Genomic DNA, 25,003 nt, shown 5'->3' on the forward strand with positions numbered 1-25,003 from the left:
AAAAAAACGCCGGATAACGCAAAAATCCGGATACTCTGTTCAAAGTATCCGGATTCAATAATGGCAAGCTGGAAATGAGACTCGAACTCACGACCCCTTCATTACGAGTGAAGTGCTCTACCGACTGAGCTATTCCAGCCTGTGTCTGAAACACAACCATTATTATACCTGATTTCTCAGAAAAATCAAGAACAAATTTTAATTTTTATGCTGTAACTTCATTTACAGCGAATTATTTTTTATGCTGTTTCTTTCGCTACAGTTTTTCTGGTTTTCTTTGGTGCAGTAACTGCTTCTTTTACAAGAACTTTCTTCTCCTCTTTCACTGTAGCCGCCGGTTCCTTGACAGCGGCCCTGGAAGATTTTCTGGAAACGCGAGGTTTCTTTGCCACAGGTTTTTTCTCAGTTTTCTTCACCGGGGCAGAGACTGCTTCTCTTTTCTTGGTCGGTGTGCAGGAAAATACTGTCACGCCAAGTGCAGGAACTTTGAGTTTGATGGAATACTCTCTCTCATCGCACTCATCCTGCTTGCAAGTCTTTCCTCTCGGATTTACCGTTCCCTGTCCGCCATATTCTTTGGCGTCGGTGTTGAAGATTTCTTTGTATTTGCCGAAGAACGGAACGCCTACTTTATAGTCTGTATATGGAACAGCCGCGAAGTTGCATACAACGAGAAGCGTTTCTTCCGGCTTGTCTGTCTTTCTCATGAAAGTCAGGACGTTTTCCTCATATTTCATAAGCTGGATCCATTCAAATCCATCGTACTCATCATCCTTCTGGATCAGTGCCGGATGGGTGCGGTACAGCTCATTGAGGTCATGGATAAATTTCTCCATCTCCTCTGGAAGTTCTTTGCCCGGAGCCATCATGGTACAGCCCGGATGCATCATCATATAAGCATATGCCGCACGGACCTGACTTAATTTCTGTGCCTCATCTCCCGGAAGTTTCTCCATAAATTCAGCGAGATTTCCTGCCTCACGGCTTCCAAGCGGCAGTACGTAATGCTCACAGTAAGCATAGATCATGGACAGAGTGAGCTGATCGTGGACATATTTTCTCTCGATCGGATCTTTGGAAAGGTAAGCAAGAAAATCTCCTGCCCAGTTGTTGTTCCATTTGTAATCAAAGCCGATGTTATCATCCTCCACGCTTCCGGTGAGTTCGGACCAGAGGCCGTCCTCCTGTGCGATCGTGAGGGTTCCCGGAAGTTTCTTATCAAGGATGGAATTCAGATGTTTCAGGAATTCTACTGCTTCCAGGTTTTCATTTGTTCCGTAGATGTTCGGCTTCCATTGTCCGTATTCCCTGCCGAAATCAAGATACAGCATGGAATCTACATCGTCCAGGCGGAGTCCGTCTACATGATAAACTTCCAGCCAGTAAAAAGCGTTTGCCAGAAGGAAATCCTTAACCATCGGGCTGTCGAAATTGTAAAGAAGGGTTCCCCAGATCGGATGGATCGCCATGGACGGATCTGGATTCTCATACAACGGTGTTCCGTCAAAAAGCTCAAGACCTCCCTCCACTCTCGGGAAATGAGACGGTGTCCAGTCAAGGATCAGACCGATCCCTGCCTTGTGAAGTTCATTGACAACCTTCTGAAAATCCTCTGGCGTGCCAAATCTTCTGGTCGGTGCATAATAAGCAAATGTGCTGTATTCTCCTGCTTCGTCATCAAGGTATTCCATGACCGGATGCAGTTCTACATGGGTATAGTTCAGTTTCTTTACAAAATCTGCGAGCTCTGTGGCATCTTTCCATTCTGTAAGAGAAGTTTCATAAATGGAGATTGGCTGTTTGCGGTCGCTGAATTTCTTACGCTCTTTCATCCAGATCTCATCTTCCCACTGGAAAGTGCTGGTATCTGTCACAACAGATGCATTTGCCGGTGGAACCTCGGTGCATGCTGCGTATGGATCAGATTTCAGCTCGATCCTGTTTCCCTTGAGTTTCAGTTCATATTTGTAGATATCCCCTGCTTTCACACCCGGGATAAAAAGTTCAAAGATACCGGACATCGGCATTCTGTGCATCGCATGGCATCTTCCGTCCCACGCATTGAAATCACCTACAACACTGACACGCATCGCGTTCGGTGCCCATACTGCAAAGCTGGTTCCTTTAACACCATTAATCTCCATGGGATGTGCGCCCAGTTTCTCATACGCGTGATAATAAACACCAGCGCAGAAAGCTTTTTCCTCTGCTTCTGTGATCTGGCCGGAGAATGCATAAGGATCTGCAAATTCCTTTGTTTCTTCTCCTTTGGTGACGCGATATTTATAATCCGGGATCTTTCTTCCCGGGATCATTGCTGCAAAATAGCCTGCTTCGTCTTCCTGTTCCATTTCATATTTGCGGGAGCCGACCAGAACTTCTGTTTTATCTGCCTCCGGGAAAAATCCCTGGATCAGAACGCCGTCTGTCGTAAGACGCGGAGCCATGACATCCTTCGGGGATGCTTCCTCTCCGTAAACCACTGCTTCAATTCTCGGCCAGTCCATATATTCGTATGCTTTGCTTTCCATAACTACTGCCTCCATTCTGAGATGCTGCTGTCAAACGTTTCTGCAAATGTCATCTCTTTGATAATAGTTTATCATTTTTTCCAATAAAAATAAAGAATAGAACGAAATTTGTTTGACAAAACTGCTCTGGTACGATAAATTGAAACTAGAGTTTTTCTGATATCCAGGAAACAAATTTCAGAAATCCAAGGAGGTTTTTCGTTATGGAAAACAAAACATTTGACGTAACCGCTCTCGGTGAATTACTGATCGACTTTACAGAAAACGGAAACAGTTCTCAGGGCAATCCCCTGATGGAAGCAAACCCTGGCGGTGCTCCATGTAACGTGCTCGCCATGCTGGAACGTCTTGGCAAAAAGACTGCTTTCATCGGCAAAGTCGGCAAAGACATGTTTGGTACACAGTTAAAGACTGCTGTTGAGGAAGTCGGCATTGACACCCGTAACCTTATCATGGATGAAAACTGCCACACCACGCTCGCTTTCGTACATACTTATCCGGATGGTGACCGTGACTTTTCTTTCTATCGTGATCCGGGCGCAGATATGATGCTCACCAAAGAAGAAGTTCAGAAGGATCTGATCGAAGCTTCCCGTATCTTCCACTTTGGAACACTTTCTTCTACTCATGAGGGTGTACGTGAAGCTACACGCCACGCGATCGATCTTGCGAAAGAAGCCGGATGCATCATCACCTTTGACCCGAACCTGCGTCCGCCTCTCTGGAAATCTCTCGAGGATGCCCGTGCGGAGATCGAATATGGCATGTCCAAATGTGATGTATTAAAGATTTCTGACAATGAGGTAGAGTTCATGTGCGGAACCACAGATTATGACAAGGGTGCTGCCATGATCCAGGAAAAATACAACATCCCGCTCATCCTCATCACCATGGGCAAGGACGGAAGCCGCGCATACTACAAGGACATGATCGTAGAGGCAGCTCCTTTCCTCCAGGAAAACACCATCGAGACCACCGGTGCCGGAGATACTTTCTGCGCAAGCACCCTGAACTACGTTCTCGACCACGGCCTTGAGAACCTCACAGAAGAAAACCTCAAAGAACTTCTCACCTTCGCAAACGCAGCCGCATCCCTCATCACCACACGCAAAGGTGCCCTGAGAGTTATGCCGACACGTGAGGAAGTGGAAAGCTTTATCGCAAGCCGTAAATAATTTTTAACGCCATTTATATACAAAAGAATCCCGGACGGTCCATTTCGGATCATCCGGGATTCTTTTGTCTGTATATTCTTATTTGATCACACGTACTTTGGACACGCCTTCGATTGCTCTGAGTTCATCCAGAGCTTCTTTGGATGCTGCGCTTTCCAGGTCGATGATGGTGTATGCATATCCACCACGGCTCTTGTTGGTCATATCCGCGATGTTCAGTCCCTCGCTTCCGAGGATCTTGGTGAACTGGCTGATCATATTCGGGATGTTTTTGTGAGCGATGGTGATACGTCCGACTGCCACGCAGGTTCCCATGTCGCAGTTCGGGAAGTTTACGGAGTTTTTGATATTTCCGTTTTCGAGGAAATCTCTGACTTCTTTGACTGCCATAACTGCACAGTTTTCTTCAGATTCCTCTGTGGATGCACCAAGATGTGGTGTTACGAGGATTCCCGGTCTGCCTGCTACGGTTGCATTTGCAAAGTCTGTTACGTATTTCTTAACCTTGCCGCTGTCAAGAGCTTCTACAAGGGCATCCTCGTCAACGAGAAGGTCTCTTGCGAAGTTCAGAAGAACGACACCGTCTTTCATCTTTGTGAAAGCTTCTTTGTCGATCATCTTGCGTGTGTTGTCTGTAAGCGGTACATGGATGGTGATGTAGTCGCACTGGCTGTAGATCTCATCCAGGGATTTGCTGTGTTTGATGGTTCTGGAAAGGTTCCATGCTGCATCGATGGAGATGAATGGGTCATATCCGTAAACTTCCATTCCCAGATGTGTTGCAGAGTTTGCAACCATGGCTCCGATCGCACCAAGTCCGATGATACCAAGCTTCTTACCGCTGATCTCACATCCTGCAAACTGTTTTTTCTGTTTCTCAGCCAGTTTGTCGATGTGTTCTTTGTCTTCTTCGTGTGCTACCCACTCGATACCACCAACGATATCACGGGAAGCAAGGAGCATTCCTGCAAGAACAAGCTCCTTAACACCGTTTGCGTTTGCACCTGGTGTGTTGAATACTACGATACCTTTTTCTGCGCATACATCAACCGGGATGTTGTTGACACCTGCACCTGCACGGGCGATGACTTTGACATTTTCCGGAAGTTCCATGTCATGCATCTTAGCACTTCTTACCAGGACTGCATCGGCATCGTTCATTTCTTCTGTCTGTTTGTAATCATCTCCAAACAGGCCGAGACCTGTCTGGGAGATTGGATTGAGGCATTTATACTGGAACATTATGCATTTTCCTCCTCGAATTTTTTCATGAATGCAACAAGGGCTTCTACGCCTTCTTTTGGCATTGCATTGTAGATACTTGCACGCATACCGCCTACAGTTCTGTGTCCTTTGAGGTTTACAAGACCTGCTGCCTTTGCTTCTTTGACGAATTTGGCATCCATGTCTTTGTCACCTGTAACGAAAGGAACATTCATCAGAGAACGGGAAGCCGGCTCTACTGTGCCTTTGAAGAGTTTGCTCTGATCCAGGAAATCATAGAGGATCTTGGCTTTCTCGATGTTTCTTCTCTGCATTTCCTCCAGTCCGCCCATAGCTTTGAGCCATTTGAAGACTTTGCCGCATACATAGATGCAGTAAGCGTTCGGTGTGTTGTACAGGGAACCTGCATCTGCATGTGTCTTATATGTAAGCATGGTTGGTGTTCCCGGAAGGACATCCTCTGTGATGAGGTCTTCGCGGATGATGACGATTACCATACCTGCAGGTCCGATATTTTTCTGGACACCACCGTAGATGATGCCGTATTTGGTTACATCTACAGGCTCAGATAAGAAGCAGGAAGAAACGTCTGCTACCAGAGTTTTTCCCTTTGTATTCGGAAGAGTTTTGAATTTTGTTCCGTAAATTGTATTATTTTCACAAATGTATACATAATCTGCATCCGGGCTAATCGGAAGATCGCTGCAGTCCGGGATATAAGAGAAGGTTTTGTCTTCGGAAGAGGCGATCTTGTTTACCTTTCCGTATTTCTGTGCTTCCTGATATGCTTTTTTTGCCCACTGACCGGTAACGATATAGTCAGCTACTCCGTTTTTCATAAGGTTCATCGGAATCATGGCAAACTGCTGAGAAGCACCACCCTGAAGGAATAATACCTTGTAGTTATCCGGGATGTTCATCAGGTCTCTGAGATCCTGCTCTGCATCATCGATGATCTTCTGGAATTCAGGACTTCTGTGGCTCATCTCCATTACGGACATGCCTGTTCCCTGATAATCCATCATCTCATCTGCTACTTCTTTCAGCACAGGTTCCGGCAGTACGGCCGGTCCTGCAGAAAAATTATACACTCTGCTCATTGTTCTTCATATCCTCCTCGTCAAAAACTTCATTCAGACTTGCGCCTGCCGGTACCATCGGGAACACGCTGAGATCCTGATCGATCCAGCAGTCCAGTACTACAGGTCCGTCTGTTGCGAGAGCCTCGCGGATCGCCGGCTCTACTTCTTCCATCTTCGTAACACGGATCGCTTTCGCTCCCATGCCCTCAGATATTTTCACAAAATCCACGGCATCGTCAAGAACGGTGTGTGAATATCTGTGTTCATAGAATAAGGTCTGCCACTGACGTACCATACCCAGTACATGATTGTTCATGACAATCTGTAAAAGCTGTTTATGGCAGCGTACTGCTGTCGCGATCTCATTCATGTTCATTCGGAAACAGCCGTCTCCAGCGATGTTGACAACTGTTTTGTCCGGTCTTCCCATCTTGGCACCGATTGCAGCTCCAAGTCCGTATCCCATCGTTCCGAGGCCACCGGAAGTCAGGAAGGTACGAGGTTCTTTGTACTTGAAGTACTGTGCGGCCCACATCTGGTGCTGACCGACATCTGTTGAGATAATTGCATCTCCACCTGTGATTTCGTAGAGTTTCTCTATAATGTATGGTCCTGTGAGCTGGGAATGATCATAACTCAGAGGATATTTGGCTTTCATCTCCTGAATATGCTCGATCCACTCCGGATGCTGTTTTTCCGGAATCATTTCCAGAAGTCTGCGGAGAACTTCTCTTACATCTCCGATTACAGACGCATCTACCACAACATTCTTGTTAATTTCTGCCGCATCGACATCGATCTGCAGGATCTTTGCCTGTTTTGCAAAGGTCTTGGCATTTCCTGTGACACGGTCACTGAAACGTGCACCCAGAACGATCAGAAGGTCGCACTGTGTCACGCCAAGGTCGGAAGTCTTGGTTCCATGCATGCCAAGCATTCCTGTATACAGAGGATCTTCTCCGGAAAAAGCGCCCTTGCCCATAAGGCTATCGCAGACCGGAGCCTGGATCTTATGTGCCAGTTCGCTGATCTCCTTGGAAGCTCCGGAGATCACACATCCGCCGCCGACAAAAATATACGGCTTCTTTGCTTCCTCGATCATCTGTGCAGCAGTTTCCAGATCTTCTCTGCGGATCGTCTCAGTCTCACGGTTGATCGTAGCCGGACGGCGCAGGGAATATTCATAAGTTGCTGCTGTTACATCTTTGGTCACATCCACCAGTACTGGTCCCGGACGTCCGCTCTTGGCAATATAAAATGCCTTGCGGAGTGTGTCTGCCAGCATGGAGATGTCTTTTACGATAAAACTGTGTTTTGTGACCGGCATTACAATACCGGCAATATCAACTTCCTGGAAAGAATCTCTTCCGAGAAGTGGTTTGCCTACGTTAGCGGTGATCGCTACGACTGGAACAGAATCCATGTATGCGGTCGCGATACCGGTAACCAGGTTTGTAGCTCCAGGTCCGGAGGTTGCCAGGCACACTCCGACTTTGCCTGTAGCACGGGCATAACCGTCTGCCGCATGAGATGCACCCTGTTCATGAGAAGTCAGAACGTGGTGGATCTCATCACTGTGTTTATAGAGAGCATCATAGACATTGAGGATCGCGCCTCCCGGATAACCGAAAACAGTATCTACTTTCTGTTCCTTAAGGCACTCAATGATGATCTCTGCACCTGTAAGCTGCATTGTGTTTCCTCCTGTGTATATAAAATGAATGATTTCAGTTATTTTGCTTTCGGCACTTCAAGGATCGCTCCTCTGTTGCCTGAGGTAACCATTGCAGCATATCTTGCAAGATATCCGGTTGTGACTCTTGGTTCACGTGGCTGCCATTTTGCTTTTCTTGCTGCCATCTCTTCATCAGATACTTTGACTTCCAGTTTGAGTTCCGGAATGTTGATGCTGATGATGTCGCCTTCTTCGATCAGGGCGATTGGTCCACCTACGGCTGCCTCCGGTGAAACATGTCCGATGGAAGCTCCACGGGATGCACCACTGAAACGTCCGTCTGTGATAAGAGCTACAGAAGATCCAAGTCCCATACCTGCGATCGCAGATGTCGGATTCAGCATCTCTCTCATTCCAGGACCGCCTTTTGGTCCTTCATAACGGATGACTACAACGTCTCCGGCTACGATCTTGCCGCCTTTGATCGCTGCGATCGCATCTTCTTCGCAGTCAAAGACTCTTGCCGGTCCTTCGTGTACCATCATTTCTTCTACGACTGCGGAACGTTTTACGACACCGCCGTCAGGAGCGATATTTCCTTTGAGGACTGCAAGTCCACCGGTCTGGCTGTATGGATTGTCGATCGGGCGGATAACTTCAGGATTGAGGTTTACACAGTCTTTGATATTTTCGCCTACTGTTTTGCCTGTTACTGTCATGCATTCTGTATGGAGAAGTCCTTTTTTGTTCAGCTCGTTCATGACTGCGTAAACACCGCCGGCTTCATTGAGATCTTCCATGTAAGTCGGGCCTGCCGGTGCAAGGTGGCAGAGGTTCGGTGTCTTTGCACTGATCTCGTTTGCGAAACTGATATCAAAGTCCATTCCGACTTCATGAGCGATCGCCGGAAGATGAAGCATACTGTTGGTAGAACATCCAAGTGCCATATCTACCGTCAGGGCATTCAGGATTGCTTCCTTTGTCATGATGTCTCTCGGACGGATGTTTCTGCGGTACATTTCCATAACCTGCATACCTGCATGTTTTGCAAGACGGATACGTTCGGAATATACTGCCGGAATGGTTCCGTTTCCACGAAGTCCCATACCAAGAACCTCAGTCAGACAGTTCATGGAGTTTGCAGTGTACATACCGGAACAGGATCCACATGTAGGACATGTTTTGTTCTCGAATTCTGTCAGTTCGTCTTCTGTGATCTTGCCTGCTGCATAAGATCCAACAGCTTCGAACATACTGGAAAGGCTTGTCTTGTGTCCGTGGATATGACCTGCCATCATCGGACCGCCGCTTACGAATACAGTCGGAACGTTGATCCTGGCTGCTGCCATCAGAAGTCCAGGTACGTTTTTGTCACAGTTCGGAACCATAACAAGGGCATCAAACTGATGAGCCATTGCCATTGCCTCTGTAGAGTCTGCAATCAGATCTCTTGTTACCAGAGAGTATTTCATTCCGATGTGTCCCATTGCGATACCGTCACAGACAGCGATCGCCGGGAATACGATCGGTGTACCGCCAGCCATTGCAACCCCCTGTTTTACGGCTGCTACGATCTTGTCAAGGTTCATATGGCCAGGTACGATCTCATTGTAGGAACTTACGATTCCGACTAACGGACGTTCCATCTCTTCTTTTGTTAATCCAAGGGCATTAAACAGGGAACGGTGAGGTGCCTGCTGTGAGCCTGTTTTTACTGAATCACTTCTCATTTTATTATCTCCTCTTTATTCAATCTATACGATACCTACGGATTGTTCCGTGCATAGCACTCCTGGTATCTTACACCGCTGCTGCGATCAGATCTCCCATTTCTTTTGTTCCGACAGCTTTGCATCCTTCGGACATGATGTCACCTGTACGGTATCCGTCTGTCAGGACTTTCTGTACAGCTGCCTCTACTGCGTCTGCCTCTTCGTCAAGGTTGAGTGAGTAACGGAGCAGCATTGCTGCGGAAAGGATCGTTGCGATCGGGTTTGCTTTATTCTGTCCTGCGATATCCGGTGCGGATCCGTGGCTTGGCTCATACAGACCAAATTTGGTCTCATTGAGGCTTGCAGAAGAAAGCATTCCGATGGAACCTGTCACCATACTTGCCTCATCAGATAAAATATCGCCAAACATGTTCTCTGTCAGGATAACGTCGAACTGTGCCGGATCATGTACAAGCTGCATTGCACAGTTGTCAACCAGCATATGCTCCAGAGTTACTTCCGGGTAATCCTTTGCAACTTCTTCTACGACTTTTCTCCAGAGTCTGGAAGAATCCAGAACGTTTGCCTTGTCTACGCTTGTGACTTTCTTTCTTCTCTTCATTGCGATGTCAAAGGCTTTGATCGCGATACGGCGGATCTCATTTTCATTGTAGGAAAGTGTATCGATTGCTTTCTTTACACCGTCTTCTTCAATGGTCTTTCTTTCGCCGAAGTAAAGACCGCCGGTCAGCTCACGGACGATGATCATGTCAAATCCGTTGTCTCCGATCACTTCTTTTTTGATCGGGCAGGCTTCTTCGAGTTCTTTGTAAAGGTATGCCGGACGAAGGTTTGCAAAAAGGTTCAGCGCTTTACGGATAGCAAGGAGTCCTGCTTCCGGACGTTTGGACGGCTCCAGTTTGTACCATGGGGATGTCTTTGCATCACCGCCGATAGAGCCCATCAGAACTGCGTCAGAGGCTTTGGCTGTAGCAATTGCCTCATCTGTAAGCGGTACGCCGTGGACATCAATAGATGCGCCTCCAAGCAGTACCTCTGAATAAGTAAAGGTGTGGTTGTATTTCTCACATACTTTATCGAGAACTTTTTTGGCTTCACTGACAATTTCCGGTCCGATTCCATCTCCTGGAATCAATGCAATCTTGTATTCCATCTTTTCATTTCCTCTCTCTGCATCACACGAATCTTGCGCAGAGTCCTTTCCTCATGGATATTGTTATTATAATAACGCACTTTCTGGCACTTTTCAACCCTTTACTACGTAAAAGTTAGAACGTGTTATAAAAGTAAACGATTTTTATAAAAAAAGAAGTGCCGCATCTGACGCAGCACTTACTTTCTTATTTGCAGTTATGCGGATGCCTGTTCTGCCTTCTCCACCTCTGCAATAGCCTGTTTTCTCATTGGGATACGGCAGTTCTTGTTATTGCCGAATTCTACAATCACATCTTCTTCTGTCATGTCGATGATCACTCCATAGAAGCCGCTTGTGGTAACGATACTGTCACCGACTTCCATGCTGTTGAGCATTGCCTGAAGTCTCTTCTGCTCTTTCTTCTGAGGACGGATCATCAGGAAATACATTACTCCAAAGATAACAACCATCCATAAAATCATCATACCCATGCTTGCGGTACTGCTTGCTGTGCTGCTCATTTATGATTCCTCCTGTTCTAACTTACATTCCTGCTATTCAGGAACACTATACACTATCATACACAAAAAAGCCTTTTACTTCAAGTATTTTTCTGCATTTTGTGTGTTATTTCTGTTCTCCTGCTGCAAATCCTTCCAGACGCATTTTTTTGTAATCAGCAAATCTGCCTTCATCCAGTGCATCGCGGATCTCTTCCATCATATGATTGTAGAAATACAGGTTATGCAGAACACAGAGACGCATTCCGAGCATTTCTTTTGCTTTGAGAAGGTGGCGGATATAGGCTCTGCTGTAATGGCGGCATGCCGGGCAACCGCATCCCTCCTCGATCGGGCGGGTATCCAGCTCGTATTTGGCATTGAACATGTTCATCTTGCCGTGGTTGGTATATACGTGACCATGGCGACCGTTACGGCTCGGATATACGCAGTCAAAGAAATCGATTCCTCGCTCTACGCTCTCCAGGATATTCGCCGGTGTTCCGACACCCATGAGGTAGGTTGGTTTGTCCTGCGGAAGATACGGTACGACTTCATCAAGGATACGGTACATTTCTTCATGTGTCTCACCAACTGCCAGTCCGCCGACCGCATAGCCGTCAAGATCCATCTTGGCGATTTCTTTTGCATGTTCGATACGGATATCTTCGTAAACAGCTCCCTGGTTGATGCCAAACAGAAGCTGTTCTTTATTGATGGTATCCGGCAGGCTGTTCAGACGTGCCATCTCTGCCTTACATCTTGCCAGCCAGCGTGTGGTACGCTCTACAGATTTCTGTACATAGTCTCTGTCTGCCACGCTGCTCGGACATTCGTCGAATGCCATGGCGATCGTAGATCCCAGATTGGACTGGATCTGCATGCTCTCCTCCGGTCCCATAAAGATCTTGTGTCCGTCAATATGTGACTGGAAATGTACGCCTTCTTCTTTGATCTTGCGGAGTTTTGCAAGGGAAAACACCTGGAATCCGCCGGAGTCCGTCAGAATCGGACGCTCCCAGTTCATAAACTTATGAAGTCCTCCAAGCTGCTTCACGATCTTGTCACCAGGACGTACATGGAGATGATAAGTATTGGAAAGCTCCACCTGTGTTCCGATCTCATAAAGATCCTGCGTAGAAACAGCTCCCTTGATCGCCCCGATCGTACCCACATTCATAAACACCGGTGTCTGGATCGTACCATGCACAGTCTCAAACTGAGCCCTCTTCGCACGCCCCTCCGTTTTCATTAATGTATATTTTGCCATTTTTGTTCCTCTTTCTGTATGATTTGCATTTGATTTTAAGTATACCAGACAGAAGGAAAATGGTAAAGGGGAATGTTTGGATGGGTGGATGGTATGTATGTTACGGAGATGAGGTGTGCGGGGTGGGGCGAGGTTCGAGACATAACTCTTTTCCAACCAAAAATGAGAGACCATCGCAGCCATAGGCTGCGTGCTCTCCCATTTTTTATTAACTTTATTCAAACCAACACCCAAGGCGACGCGCGCGACACGCGCACGCCCGTCCCCACGCCAAAACCGCGTGGCCAAGGAGGGGGTTCTTAGGGGGAGCTTCGGCCTTCGCAGACTCTGAGATGCTCCCCCTAAGGGTTTTCATATTTCCCAAATATCAAAAAACCAAAAATTTAACACCAAAAAGTTTTATACTTTTCCAAAAGTATGGGCATCAGGGCTTCTCCCTGAGATTCTTCTGCGCCGTAGAAAGCATCAATTTAATACGATTCAGCTGGTTAACTTCACTCGCACCCGGATCATAATCAATTGCCACAATATTAGCCTCCGGATGCTCCCTCCGGATCTCCTTGATAACACCTTTACCCACAATATGGTTCGGCAGACAAGCAAACGGCTGGATACAAACAATATTCGGCACACCGCCATGGATCAGCTCCATCATCTCGCCAGTCAAAAACCATCCCTCACCAGTCTGGTTTCCAGGAGATACGATCGGCTCTGCCATCTTCGCCAGATCCGCGATATTCGCAGACGGAGTAAAGTGACGGCTCTGCGCCAGTGCCTCATTCATCGGCTTACGGAGCCATTCGATTGCTTTGATGCCCCAGTTCGCGATCGTAGCCGTATTCTTCTTAAATCCAAGGAACTCACACTTAAAGTTCTGGTTATAGAAACAGTAATTGATAAAGTCGATCAGATCCGGGCAGACTGCCTCGGCACCTTCTGCTTCCAGAAGTTCTGCCAGATGATTGTTCGCAGCCGGAAGGAACTTGACAAGGATCTCACCAACAATACCAACTCTCGGCTTCTTCTCACCGGTGATCGGGATCATATCAAACTCATGTACCATCTCATGGCACATCTTCTTGAACTGGCTGTGGCTGACACTGCTTCCCGTCAGGAAGGAGATCACCCTCTGCTCCCAGATCTTATGCTTACGGTTGACGATTCCCTCTTCCACCTCATACGGACGCATGCGGTAAACACATTTCATCAGGATATCTCCAAACACTGCACCATAGCATACTCGCTTGATCAGTGGAAGCGTCAGCTTGAATCCCGGATTGCTTTCCAGACCACTTAAGTTGATGGAAATAACCGGAACCTGCTCCATGCCGGTCTTCTTGAGTGCACGGCGGATAAATGCGATATAGTTGGACGCACGGCATCCACCACCTGTCTGAGACATGATGACAGCCGTTTTGTTCAGGTCATACTTGCCGGAAAGAAGCGCATCCATAACCTGTCCGACTACCATCAGAGACGGATAGCAGGCATCATTATTTACATATTTCAGTCCCACATCGACCGCATGCTTATTATCATTCGGAAGGACTTCCAGATGATATCCACAGGTATTAAATGCAGCCTGCAGGATTCCGAAATGGAACGGTGACATCTGCGGGCAGAGGATCGTATAATCCTTACGCATCTGCTTGGTAAATACAACCTTCTCGATAGAAGACGGTTTGATCTCACGCTCTTTATGCTGTGCATCTTTTGCACGGAGTGCTGCCAGCAGGGAACGTACACGGATCCTTGCCGCTCCAAGGTTATTCACCTCATCGATCTTCAGGCAGGTATAGATCTTGCCGCTGCCATCGAGGATCTCATAAACCTCATCTGTTGTAACCGCATCCAGACCACATCCAAAGGAATTGAGCTGGATCAGATCCAGATTATCCTGTTTTTTGACAAAGTTTGCTGCCGCATACAGACGGGAATGATACATCCACTGGTCATTGACACGGATTGGACGCTCTACTTCTGCAAGATGAGAAATAGAATCCTCTGTAAATACCGCAATACCATAACTGTTGATCAGATCCGGGATACCATGATGGATTTCAGGGTCGATGTGATACGGACGGCCTGCAAGGACGATTCCTCTTCGTCCGGTATCCTTAAGGTACTGAAGAGTCTCCTCGCCCTTTTTCTGCACATCTTTACGTGCCTGGGCAAGTTCTTCCCATGCCGCATGAGCTGCTGCCTTTACTTCCTCTGCCGGAATATCCTTAAATACCTGTACCAGACGGTCTGTCAGGATCGCTTCGGTCGTAAATGCCATAAACGGATTCATAAACTTGATGCTCGGATCTTTGAGCTCATCCACATTGTTCTTGATGTTTTCTGCATAAGAAGTAACGATCGGGCAGTTATAATGGTTGACTGCATCCGGGAACTCATTTCGTTCATACGGAACACAAGGATAGAAAATAAATTTCACACCTTTTTTGATCAGCCAGCTCACATGACCATGTGCCAGCTTCGCCGGATAACACTCTGATTCACTCGGGATAGACTCAATGCCAAGCTCGTAGATCTTTCTGGTAGAAGTCGGCGAAAGCACCACTTCATATTTCAGTTTGGTAAAGAATGTATACCAGAACGGATAATTCTCAAACATGTTCAGGACACGCGGGATACCCACCTGTCCCCTGGTTGCCTGATCCGGGCTTAACGGCTCATAGGAAAACAGTCTCTTGTATTTATATTCATAAAGGTTCGGCACATGATCCTTGTTTTTCTCTTTGCCGATACCTCTCTCACAGCGGTTTCCACTGATGAACTGACGGCCGCCGGTAAATTTATTGATGGTCAGACGGCAGTTATTGGTACATCCGCGGCAGTTTGCCATAGATGTTGTATATTTCAGCTCATTGATCTTGTCAATGGAAAGCATTGTTGTCTTTTTGCCCGTCTCATAACGCTCTCTCGCAATCAGAGCCGCACCAAACGCACCCATGATACCTGCGATATCCGGACGGATCGCTTCACAGCTTGCGATCTTCTCAAAGCTTCGGAGTACCGCATCATTATAAAAAGTACCACCCTGTACAACGATATGCCTGCCAAGTTCTGTCGCATCAGAAACCTTGATAACCTTGTAAAGCGCGTTCTTGATAACAGAGTACGCAAGACCTGCGGAAATATCAGATACCTCCGCGCCCTCTTTCTGCGCCTGTTTTACCTTGGAGTTCATAAATACGGTACAGCGTGTTCCAAGGTCGATTGGATGCTGTGCAAAAAGCGCTGCCTTCGCAAAATCCTGCACACTGTAGTTCAGAGATTTCGCAAAAGTCTCGATAAAGGAACCACAGCCGGAAGAACATGCCTCATTTAACTGTACGCTGTCTACGGTCTGGTTCTTGATCTTGATACACTTCATATCCTGACCACCGATGTCCAGGATGCAGTCTACTTCCGGATCAAAAAATGCTGCTGCATAGTAATGAGATACAGTCTCAACCTCTCCCTCATCCAGAAGAAGCGCTGCCTTTATAAGAGCCTCACCATAACCGGTAGAGCATGCATAGGCGATATTTGCGCCTTCCGGAAGTTTGGAATAGATTTCCTGGATAGAACGGATTGCTGTCTTGAGCGGGCTTCCGTTGTTATTACTGTAGAAGGAATAAAGAAGGCTTCCATCCTCTCCTACCAGTGCAGTCTTTGTCGTGGTAGATCCGGCATCGATACCAAGATAGCAGTTACCCTTATAGCTTGCCAGATCGCCTGTTGCAACTTTGTAAGAAGACTGGCGTTTGTTAAATGCTTCGTAATCTTCCTCTGTCGCAAACAACGGCTCCATACGCTCTACTTCGAAGTCAAGCTTGATTGAATGACGCAGTCTGTCTTTAAGATCTGTCAGGGAAACCGTCACATCTTTCTTCGCATTCAGTGCAGAACCAATCGCAGCAAAAAGATGAGAATTCTCCGGAACGATCGTATGCTCATCATCCAGTTTCAGAGTCCTGATAAACGCCGTCTTGAGCTCGGAAAGGAAATGCAAAGGACCGCCAAGGAATGCTACATGACCACGGATCGGTTTACCGCAGGCAAGACCGGAAATCGTCTGGTTTACAACTGCCTGGAAAATAGATGCAGACAGGTCTTCCTTCGTTGCGCCCTCGTTGATCAGCGGCTGGATATCCGTCTTTGCAAATACACCGCAGCGGGCAGCGATCGGATAAAGTGCTTTGTAATTTTTTGCATATTCATTCAGACCGGTAGCATCTGTCTGAAGCAGGGATGCCATCTGGTCGATAAAGGAACCTGTACCTCCGGCACAGATACCGTTCATTCGCTGTTCAATGTTTCCACCCTCAAAATAGATGATCTTGGCATCCTCACCGCCAAGCTCAATCGCAACATCTGTCTGCGGTGCGATCTTCTGCAAAGAAGTAGAAACCGCGATAACCTCCTGCACGAACGGGATTTCCAGATGGTTCGCAAGTGTCAGACCACCAGAACCTGTGATCACCGGGCAGAGTGTCATCTCTCCAAGTTTTGCATGGGCTTTCTCCAACAGATCAGCCAGTGTTTCCTGGATGTTTGCAAAATGACGTTCGTAATCTGCAAACAGAAGCTGATCGTTTTCATCAAGAATCGCAATCTTTACTGTAGTAGATCCGATATCAATTCCCAATGTGTATGTATTCAATAAATCGACCTCCTCGTCATAAAACTGTATATATACAGATATGAATGTGTAACGTGTTCTTTCTTATTAAAAAGTGTTTTTTCAAATCGAATTCCGTAACATTATACGACAAAGTTTTACAAATGACAATGACCAACTTCAAGAATTTGTTGCTCTCCTGCCCGAGTAGCAGAAAAAAAGCACCTCCGAAACCATGTCCGAAAATGCTTTTGATCCTGAATATTATATTTTATGTCATATCCTTTTATCTGTGGAATCTGTTTGCGATCCTTACCAGATAAGCGCCGCCCGGCATTCTGGAAAGGCGCTCGGAAGCAGTCTTGTCAACCAGAATATAAGCTAGGAAATACGCTGCCGCTGCCAGAACGATGGATACGCCAAGGCAGATAAAGTTTGACGGCAGGATCACATGCAGTCCGTAGTATACAGCACCTGCCACAACACCCATGACAACCGATGCAAGGATCGGGCTTACATAGGCTGCCTTCCACGGATTCTTATAATCCAGATATTTTTTCATAAAGAAATCATTCATCACGCAGACAACGACCGCATAGACGATCATCGCCACCAGAAGCGCATAAATGCCAAGATCTGTAAACATCAAAAGTAATACAACCACGATCACATCGACCAAAAGCGCCACTGCTGCAGTCATCATCGGGATCTTCGGCTTGCCGATACCCTGAAGGACACCATTGGAAATGTTTGACATTCCATTCAGAAGAATCGTAAAGGATCCAAGCATCAGGAGTTTTCCTGCCACACCGTTTGTTCCGCCAAAAAGCAGAGACACGATCGGCTGTGCAAGCACGGCAAGTCCGACTGCACACGGAATGGAAATAAACATAGAAAGCTGGACTGTCTGGTCAACTCTCCTTCTGGTCTCGTCAATGTCACCCGTCGCATACAGGGCAGAAACCTCCGGTATCATGGATGTCGGAGCTGCACTGGAAAGTGTCAGCGGGATGTTGATGATACTCATAAAATAAGTCGCATATTCTGCATAAAGCATACTGATCGTATCGGAATCCACGCCATGTTTTCCCATGATCTCGGAATACAGGACACCATTGAGATAACCATTGATATTGTAAATAAAAGAACTCAGGATAATCGGAGAAACGATCAGGATGATCAGTTTCAGAATCTCACCATAAGTTTCCTCTTCATGGTAATGATCTCCTGCCACTCTTCTCTTGATAGCTCTGCGGTTGACTCCGTATACAAGGAGCATAAAGATCAGCGCAGTTACAACACCTGCAGTCGTTCCCACAGTAGAACCGGCTGCTCCCCATTTTGCGACACTTCCATCACTGCCGTCTGCAAAATATTTGATAAACATCCATGCAGCGATCAGGCTGACTGCCGCATTAAAGATCTGTTCCAGGATCTGTGAGATGGAAGTCGGCATCATATTTCGGTATGCCTGGAAATATCCTCTGTACACACCAAGGATTCCGGAAAGGAAGATCGTTGGAGACAGGATCTGGAGTGCCAGCACGGCATTCGGCTGGTTGCTCGGGATGATGAATCTCGCCCCAAACAAGCATACCAGTGCCACGATCCCGCCTACGATCGCAGCGTAGATCAGGGATCCGCGAAAGATCTTCTGTGCATTTTTGTAATCTTTTAAAGCAATCCTCTCGGAGATCAGTTTGGAAACTGCCTGCGGGATACTGAAAGAAGCGATCATCAGAAGGATCATGTAGGCATTCTGTGCAAGGCTGATATAGCCCATGCCCATATTTCCTACAATAGAAGAAAGCGGGCTCTTATATAATAATCCGATGACCTTGGAAATCATTGCCGCGATCATCAGAAAGGACGCGTTTTTGACTAAATTGTTCTTCTGACTCATTTTTACTCCTTATTTTCCTGTTCTGCTTTATTTTCGATCTGCCAGTCGATCGGGTCCAGTCCGTTCTGAACCAGAAATTCATTTGTCTTACTGAAATGATGGCATCCGAAAAATCCCCTGTACGCGGACAGCGGGCTTGGGTGCGGTGCCTCCAGGATCAGATGCTTCGGATTGTTGAGCATGGATTTCTTCATCTGTGCCGGACGTCCCCAGAGAAGGAAAACGATCGGACGGTCCTGCTCATTCAAGATCCGAATCGCAGCATCGGTAAACTGCTCCCATCCGATCCCACGGTGGGAATTTGCCTGATGTGCGCGGACAGTCAAAACGGTGTTCAGCATAAGCACGCCCTGCTTTGCCCATTTTTCCAGATATCCATTGTCCGGGATATAGCATCCCAGATCATCGTGTAATTCCTGATAAATATTCACCAGTGACGGCGGAACCTCGACATCCCTTTTGACAGAAAAGCACAGTCCGTGCGCCTGTCCGTCATTGTGGTACGGGTCTTGTCCAAGAATCACGACCTTCACCTGGCTCAGCGGTGTAAAATGAAATGCATTGAACATATCATCTGCCGGAGGAAAGATCTTCCGTGTCTGATACTCCTGCATAACTGTCTTATATAATTTTGCATAATATGGCTGATGGAATTCATCCTTTAATGCTTCCAGCCATTCTCCCGATAAAGGAGCCATGTATTATCACCTCTTATCTTCGAACGGAAATCCCTCTCTCTGCCAGATAATCCTTCACCTGACGGATCTCCAGTTCTTTGTAATGGAATAAAGATGCTGCCAGCGCGGCATCTGCACCGCCCTCTGTCAGTGCATCATAAAAATGTTCCAGAGTTCCTGCACCGCCAGATGCAATGACCGGAATAGAAACTGCGTCTGCGATCGCTCTGGTCAGTTCAATATCGTATCCTGCTTTGGTCCCGTCACAGTCCATGCTGGTAAGAAGGATCTCACCTGCACCGAGACGCTCGACCTTTTTGGCCCATTCAATGGCATCAATGCCGGTATCCAGACGTCCACCGTGTTTGTAGATGTTCCAGCCGCCGTCTTCTCTTCGTTTGGCATCAATCGCCACGACAACACACTGGCTTCCGAACTTCTCTGCTGCCTCTGTGATAAGCTCCGGACGGTCGATCGCTGCGGAATTGACAGAGATCTTGTCTGCACCCTCACGGAGAAGTTTCTTGAAATCGTCTACCGTACGGATACCGCCGCCGACGGTAAACGGAATAAATACATTTGCCGCAACCTGACGCACCATATCCACAACCGTGTCACGTTCTTCACAGGATGCTGTGATATCCAGAAAAACAAGCTCATCTGCACCGGCTGCATCGTAAGCTTTGGCGATCTCCACAGGATCTCCCGCATCTTTGAGATCTACAAAATTAACGCCCTTTACCACACGTCCGTTGTTTACATCCAGACAGGGAATGATTCTCTTTGTAAACATATCAGTTCCCCTCCTTCTCAAGTTTCGCAAAGTTTTCGAGGATCTTAAGTCCGTACTTGCTGCTCTTTTCCGGATGGAACTGGCAGGCAAATACATTGTCCTTCTCGACAGAAGCATGGATCGTTGTGCTGTACTCAGTCACTGCCTTCACGATCTGCGGATCTTCTGCCTGGAGATAATAGGAATGTACAAAATATACATGGGTATCTTCCGGGATATCCTTAAACAGTCTTCCGTTATTCTGAAGGTGCAGGGAATTCCATCCCATGTGCGGGATCTTGAGTCCCGGAGATGGCGGAATACGCAAGATCTTGCCTTTAAGGATCCCAAGTCCTTCTACACCCGGTGTCTCTTCGCTGCTTTCAAATAAAAGCTGTAATCCAAGACAAATCCCAAGAAACGGGGTTCCTTTCTTTATCATGTCCTGGATCACCGGAACCAAACCATATTTATGTAAGTTTTCCATTGCTTCGCCGAAGCTTCCAACTCCCGGAAGGATCACTTTGTCTGCCCGAAGGAGCACCTGCGGGTCACGGGATACAACGGTTTCTTCGCCAAGGTAGGCAAGTGCTTTCTCCACACTTTTGATGTTTCCTGCATCGTAGTCGATAATACCTATCATTCGTATCTCACATCCTGTCTTTATTCATGTTGATCATCATGTCCAAGTATACCGCAAAAAGAAGCAGATGCAAAGTGGTTTCTTTACATCTGCTTCTTTTTTAATCATTTTTGCGGTCGAGCGTAAACCAGAACTCTACGCCATTGTCATAATTCTGTACACCATACTGCTGGTGCAGGCCTTCCATGATGGCTTTTACGATAGAAAGCCCGATACCACTTCCACCGTATTCTCTGGTCCTTGCCTTGTCCACTTTGTAAAATTTATTCCACAGTTTCGGAACATCCTCCTCCGGGATCGGTGTTCCTGTGTTAAATACAGTCACTCTGACACGGTCATCCTCCGGGATCACACGGATCTCGATCTCCTTCTCACCGTTCAGATGATTCAGTGCGTTGCTGGTATAGTTCGTCACAACTTCCTCGATCTTGAACTCATCTGCCCAGACATAGACCGGCTCTGATGCCTCGAAACTTACCTTCGCTTCTTTCTGCTGGATCATGATATCCATGGACTGCAGTACTCCGCGGATCAGACTTACGATATCAAATCTCTCCATGGAAACTTCATCCCTGCCGGATTCCAGCTGGTTCAGAGTCAGAAGGTTCTTAACCAGCTTATTCATCTTGGCCGCTTCATCCATGATGACATCGCAGTAAAATTCCCTGCTCTCCGGGTCATCGGAAATATTTTCCTTCAGTCCCTCGGCATATCCCTGTACCAGTGCGATTGGGGTCTTGAGTTCATGAGAGACGTTGTTCAGGAACTCCTGACGCATCTGGTCGATCTTTTCTTTATTCTCAATATCCTTGAGCAGCTGATTGTTCGCCGATTTCAGTTCGGAGATCGTCTTCTCAAGCTGTTCAGACATGCGGTTGAAGTTCTCGCCAAGCTCATCGATCTCATTGCCCGCCTGGCTGTGATATTTCGCATCAAAATCCAGTTCACTCATCTTGGTAGAAAGCTGTGTCAGTTCACTGATCGGCTTTGTGATACGCTTCGTGATCACCCAAACCACCAGTCCGCTGAGAGCAATAATCCCAAGTCCCACATAGAAATAAAAACTGTTGGAGATCGCGACACTCTCCCGGATACTCTCAAGCGGAGTACGGATCAGGAAATAGCATCCATTCCCCAGTTCTCCCCAGCTCTCCACATATTCCATTCTGGCAAAGCGGTCACTGACCTGCTGGATCACATAATTGTCATTTTTCTGGAGAACTTTCTCCTTGTTCTTCTTCTGATCAAGATCGTATACATATCCGACCAGTCTGGCCTGCAGAAGATCCTCATTGCTTCCAACAGAACAGATCGTCTGTCCGTCTGCTGTGACCATGACCCAGGTAAGGTTGTTCTCAGAACAGTCCTTGAACATCTCATCCGAGACTTCCGCACTGCTGTTTCCATCGGAATCTGTCTCAACCTCAAGGTTCTCCAGCTTCTCTACCGCTTCCTTCAGCACTTCTGTCTTGCGGCTGATATAATAATGTTCCAGGAATAACCCATTGATCAGGGTGATCACGACCATAGAAAGAAGAAGCAGTCCAATAAACAGGACTGCTATCTGTCGGCGCAGCGGATGGAACTTCCTGTTCTTCCGCTTCTTATCTGAATCTTTGTGGAAAAATCTCATTGTTCATCCACCTCAAATTTGTAACCCATTCCCCAGACAGTCTTGATATATTCTCCCTTCGCACCCATCTTGCTTCTCAGCTTCTTGACGTGCGTATCAATCGTTCTGGCATCGCCGAAATAATCATAATTCCATACAGAATTCAAGATCTTCTCTCTGGAAAGAGCGATCCCCTGGTTCTCAAGGAAATAAGTCAGAAGTTCAAACTCCTTAAAGCTCAGTTCCATCGGCTCACCATCAACAGATGCCTGATGTGCCGCCTTGTCGATCACGATCCCTCCTGCCGACAGGACATCGCCTCCTGCGTCCTGTCCGGTCCTTCGAAGGATCGCCTCCACTCTGGCGACCAGGATCTTCGGACTGAATGGTTTTGAAATGTATTCATCTACTCCGAGGTCAAATCCAAGGAGCTCGTCCCTCTCATCACCTCTCGCTGTCAGCATGATGATCGGCACCTTGGAATTCTTACGGATCTCCCTGCACACTTCCCATCCATCCATCTTTGGCATCATGACATCCAGAAGGATGAGGGCGATATCCTTTTCCTCGTAGAAAATATCCATTGCTTCTTCGCCGTCGCCTGCCTCAAGTACCTGGAAATTCTTCTTCTCCAGGAAATCTCTCACCAGCTTCCTCATACGGCTTTCATCATCTACTACAAGAATTTTCGGGGCTTCCATCTCTGATTCCTCCAATCAAAAAATTTCTTTTGTTGTATTTCAATGCTATCATCTTATCAGAGATTTATGTTTGTTTTGTGAACGATTTCAGGAATTCTGGTCCAGTTTCTCAGAAAATTCGTCTTTTTTCATTGGACGGTAGAAATAATATCCCTGAATATAATCACATCCATGTTCCTTAAGGAACTCTACCTGCTCTTTGGTCTCCGCACCCTCAGCCACTGTTCTGGCATCCAGTGCATGAGCTGCTTCTATGATCAGCGGGATCAGTTTCCTTGCTCTTGAGTTCGCTTCGATCTCTCTTGTAAAGGACATGTCGATCTTGAGAATATCGAAGGAAAATTTCTGCAACATATTAAAGGAAGAATAACCGCTTCCAAAATCATCCAGAAGGATCCAGGCTCCCTTTTCCTTGATCTTGTTGAGGACATTGCCGACATTCTCCTCGAGTGCCGCATAAGAAGTCTCGGTGATCTCAAAACGGATCAGTCTGGACGGGAATTCCGCATGCTCCAGGAAATCAATGATCTCCTCGATCAGTGTCTCATCATAAAAATCCATCCAGGAAAGGTTCATGGAAACAGGAACGACTTCCAGTCCCTTCTCATATCTGCCGCGGATATAGGCACGTACCTTCTGGAATACATAACGGTCAAGTTTGGAAATGGAACCATCCTCCTCCAGCTTCGGCACAAAGATCCCCGGGGAGATAAATCCCTTCTTCGGATGGATCCAGCGGATCAGAGCCTCCGCAGACATGATCTTGCCTGTCACAGAATCTACGATCGGCTGATAGTAGACTTCCAGTTCTTCGTTTGCGATCGCTTCCTCAAATTCTGTTGTGATCTCTGCATTGTCAATATATGCCATATCCATATTATGGTCAAAAACCGCATATGGCTTGAGATATTCATCCACAATGTACTGCTTCGCAAGTTTGGCACGGTCGATCATTCCGGAAACCGGCATCGGCTCGTCCTTAAGATAAAAGATACCGCATCTGCAGTGCACACGGATCTTCTTATTGCTGACATCAAAAACCTGATCACAGAAATCTGCCAGCTTCTCTCCGGAAATCCGGTCACGCTCTACAAAGCTCACAAAGTGGTCTGCTTCGATCCTGCCCACATAGATCGGTTTCAGGAAAGACTGCTCTATCTCATCATAGAGGCTGTCCAGGATATGGTCGCCTTCCTTGATTCCAAGTAGTTCATTGGTCGCCTTGAAACTCTTGATATTAAAAAATACGATCGCGTATTTGGATCTGTCCTCACAGTGATTCAGGAATTTCTCTACCATATAAATAAAGCCGCGGCGGTTATAGGCTCCCGTCAGATAGTCTCTGTACTCCTTCTCATGTGTGACGATCGCATTCTCGATACGATGACTTAAGATGCTTGTCACATAAGGAAGTCTGAAACAGTCGCAGACCCCAAGTCTGTATGCTCTCTTGACATCGGCAGTCAGGCTCGCGATCACGGCGATCACGGCAAATTCCTCCAGCCACATCTTCTCTCTCATGATCTCCAGAAGCTCATAGCCGTCAATATCCGGCATTTCCAGCTTCAGCAGCACCAGTTCCAGATTCCAGTGTTCCTTCTCAAGAATCTCGAGAGCTTCGCGACCGCTTCCAGCCAGCCTTATCTCATAAGTCTCTCCCAGAATATCGTTCAGCATTTCTCTGTTGATCTCTGAATTATCTACTACCAGAATCCTGGCACGCTGATGATATGTTCTACTCATTCTATAAATTCCTTC

17 protein-coding genes and 1 tRNA gene are annotated in these 25,003 nt (G+C 46.9%); 1 reads left to right on the top strand and 17 read right to left on the bottom strand.

All coding sequences use genetic code 11. The annotated features are described in order from the left end of the window. Positions 1 to 66 precede the first annotated feature (66 nt). Positions 67 to 139: transfer RNA gene (locus tag DXC01_RS03945), tRNA-Thr, on the bottom strand. 100 nt (positions 140 to 239) lie between these two features. Next, positions 240 to 2,531: a 1,4-alpha-glucan branching enzyme gene (gene glgB / locus DXC01_RS03950; protein ID WP_118698318.1), complete on the bottom strand. Its 2,292-nt coding sequence runs from the start codon at positions 2,529 to 2,531 to the stop codon at positions 240 to 242. A 203-nt stretch (positions 2,532 to 2,734) separates the two neighbouring features. Between glgB and DXC01_RS03955 the strand changes: the two genes are divergently transcribed. After that, positions 2,735 to 3,706 carry a carbohydrate kinase family protein gene (locus DXC01_RS03955; protein ID WP_118698319.1) on the top strand — a complete coding sequence of 324 codons (972 nt, stop codon included), beginning with the start codon at positions 2,735 to 2,737 and terminating at the stop codon, positions 3,704 to 3,706. Between the two features lie 78 nt (positions 3,707 to 3,784). Here DXC01_RS03955 and DXC01_RS03960 read toward each other — a convergent pair whose 3' ends face one another. The 15 genes from DXC01_RS03960 to DXC01_RS04035 form a co-directional block, all read right to left on the bottom strand. Further along, positions 3,785 to 4,948, bottom strand: a complete 1,164-nt coding sequence (locus tag DXC01_RS03960) for a phosphoglycerate dehydrogenase (protein ID WP_022214571.1) — start codon at positions 4,946 to 4,948, stop codon at positions 3,785 to 3,787. Further along, positions 4,948 to 6,030: a 3-phosphoserine/phosphohydroxythreonine transaminase gene (gene serC, locus DXC01_RS03965; RefSeq protein WP_118251358.1), complete on the bottom strand. Its 1,083-nt coding sequence runs from the start codon at positions 6,028 to 6,030 to the stop codon at positions 4,948 to 4,950. The genes DXC01_RS03960 and serC overlap by 1 nt, the downstream gene beginning before the upstream one ends. Continuing rightward, positions 6,014 to 7,705 carry a biosynthetic-type acetolactate synthase large subunit gene (gene ilvB, locus DXC01_RS03970; RefSeq protein ID WP_118251357.1) on the bottom strand — a complete coding sequence of 564 codons (1,692 nt, stop codon included), beginning with the start codon at positions 7,703 to 7,705 and terminating at the stop codon, positions 6,014 to 6,016. The genes serC and ilvB overlap by 17 nt, the downstream gene beginning before the upstream one ends. A gap of 38 nt (positions 7,706 to 7,743) precedes the next feature. Further along, complete coding sequence (gene ilvD, locus DXC01_RS03975; protein ID WP_022214568.1) at positions 7,744 to 9,417, bottom strand: dihydroxy-acid dehydratase; 1,674 nt, start codon at positions 9,415 to 9,417, stop codon at positions 7,744 to 7,746. A gap of 70 nt (positions 9,418 to 9,487) precedes the next feature. After that, entirely contained in the window at positions 9,488 to 10,573 is a 1,086-nt protein-coding gene (leuB, locus tag DXC01_RS03980) for a 3-isopropylmalate dehydrogenase (RefSeq protein WP_022214567.1), read from the bottom strand. A 197-nt stretch (positions 10,574 to 10,770) separates the two neighbouring features. Further along, complete coding sequence (gene yajC, locus DXC01_RS03985) at positions 10,771 to 11,076, bottom strand: preprotein translocase subunit YajC (protein ID WP_022214566.1); 306 nt, start codon at positions 11,074 to 11,076, stop codon at positions 10,771 to 10,773. A 106-nt stretch (positions 11,077 to 11,182) separates the two neighbouring features. Continuing rightward, positions 11,183 to 12,325, bottom strand: a complete 1,143-nt coding sequence (tgt, locus tag DXC01_RS03990; protein WP_118698320.1) for a tRNA guanosine(34) transglycosylase Tgt — start codon at positions 12,323 to 12,325, stop codon at positions 11,183 to 11,185. A 424-nt stretch (positions 12,326 to 12,749) separates the two neighbouring features. After that, positions 12,750 to 16,979, bottom strand: a complete 4,230-nt coding sequence (locus DXC01_RS04000) for a 2-hydroxyacyl-CoA dehydratase (RefSeq protein ID WP_118698322.1) — start codon at positions 16,977 to 16,979, stop codon at positions 12,750 to 12,752. 244 nt (positions 16,980 to 17,223) lie between these two features. Further along, positions 17,224 to 18,840, bottom strand: coding sequence for a putative polysaccharide biosynthesis protein (locus DXC01_RS04005; RefSeq protein ID WP_118698323.1), 1,617 nt, complete (start codon positions 18,838 to 18,840; stop codon positions 17,224 to 17,226). Between the two features lie 2 nt (positions 18,841 to 18,842). Beyond that, a complete protein-coding gene (gene ung, locus DXC01_RS04010; protein WP_022214562.1) occupies positions 18,843 to 19,538 on the bottom strand; it encodes a uracil-DNA glycosylase in 696 nt (231 codons plus the stop codon). A gap of 13 nt (positions 19,539 to 19,551) precedes the next feature. Further along, positions 19,552 to 20,310: an imidazole glycerol phosphate synthase subunit HisF gene (gene hisF / locus DXC01_RS04015; protein WP_118698324.1), complete on the bottom strand. Its 759-nt coding sequence runs from the start codon at positions 20,308 to 20,310 to the stop codon at positions 19,552 to 19,554. A 1-nt stretch (position 20,311) separates the two neighbouring features. Next, positions 20,312 to 20,932 (bottom strand): imidazole glycerol phosphate synthase subunit HisH, encoded by a 621-nt coding sequence (gene hisH / locus DXC01_RS04020; protein ID WP_022214560.1) that lies wholly within the window; start codon positions 20,930 to 20,932, stop codon positions 20,312 to 20,314. A 100-nt stretch (positions 20,933 to 21,032) separates the two neighbouring features. Continuing rightward, entirely contained in the window at positions 21,033 to 22,565 is a 1,533-nt protein-coding gene (locus tag DXC01_RS04025; RefSeq protein ID WP_022214559.1) for a sensor histidine kinase, read from the bottom strand. Continuing rightward, positions 22,562 to 23,245 carry a response regulator transcription factor gene (locus DXC01_RS04030; RefSeq protein ID WP_118698325.1) on the bottom strand — a complete coding sequence of 228 codons (684 nt, stop codon included), beginning with the start codon at positions 23,243 to 23,245 and terminating at the stop codon, positions 22,562 to 22,564. The genes DXC01_RS04025 and DXC01_RS04030 overlap by 4 nt, the downstream gene beginning before the upstream one ends. Positions 23,246 to 23,332: 87 nt before the next feature. Next, positions 23,333 to 24,988: a putative bifunctional diguanylate cyclase/phosphodiesterase gene (locus tag DXC01_RS04035; RefSeq protein ID WP_118251355.1), complete on the bottom strand. Its 1,656-nt coding sequence runs from the start codon at positions 24,986 to 24,988 to the stop codon at positions 23,333 to 23,335. Positions 24,989 to 25,003 lie beyond the last annotated feature (15 nt).

It is taken from the genome of Blautia sp. OM07-19 (genome assembly GCF_003481595.1).
Lineage (GTDB): Bacteria > Bacillota > Clostridia > Lachnospirales > Lachnospiraceae > Blautia_A > Blautia_A intestinihominis.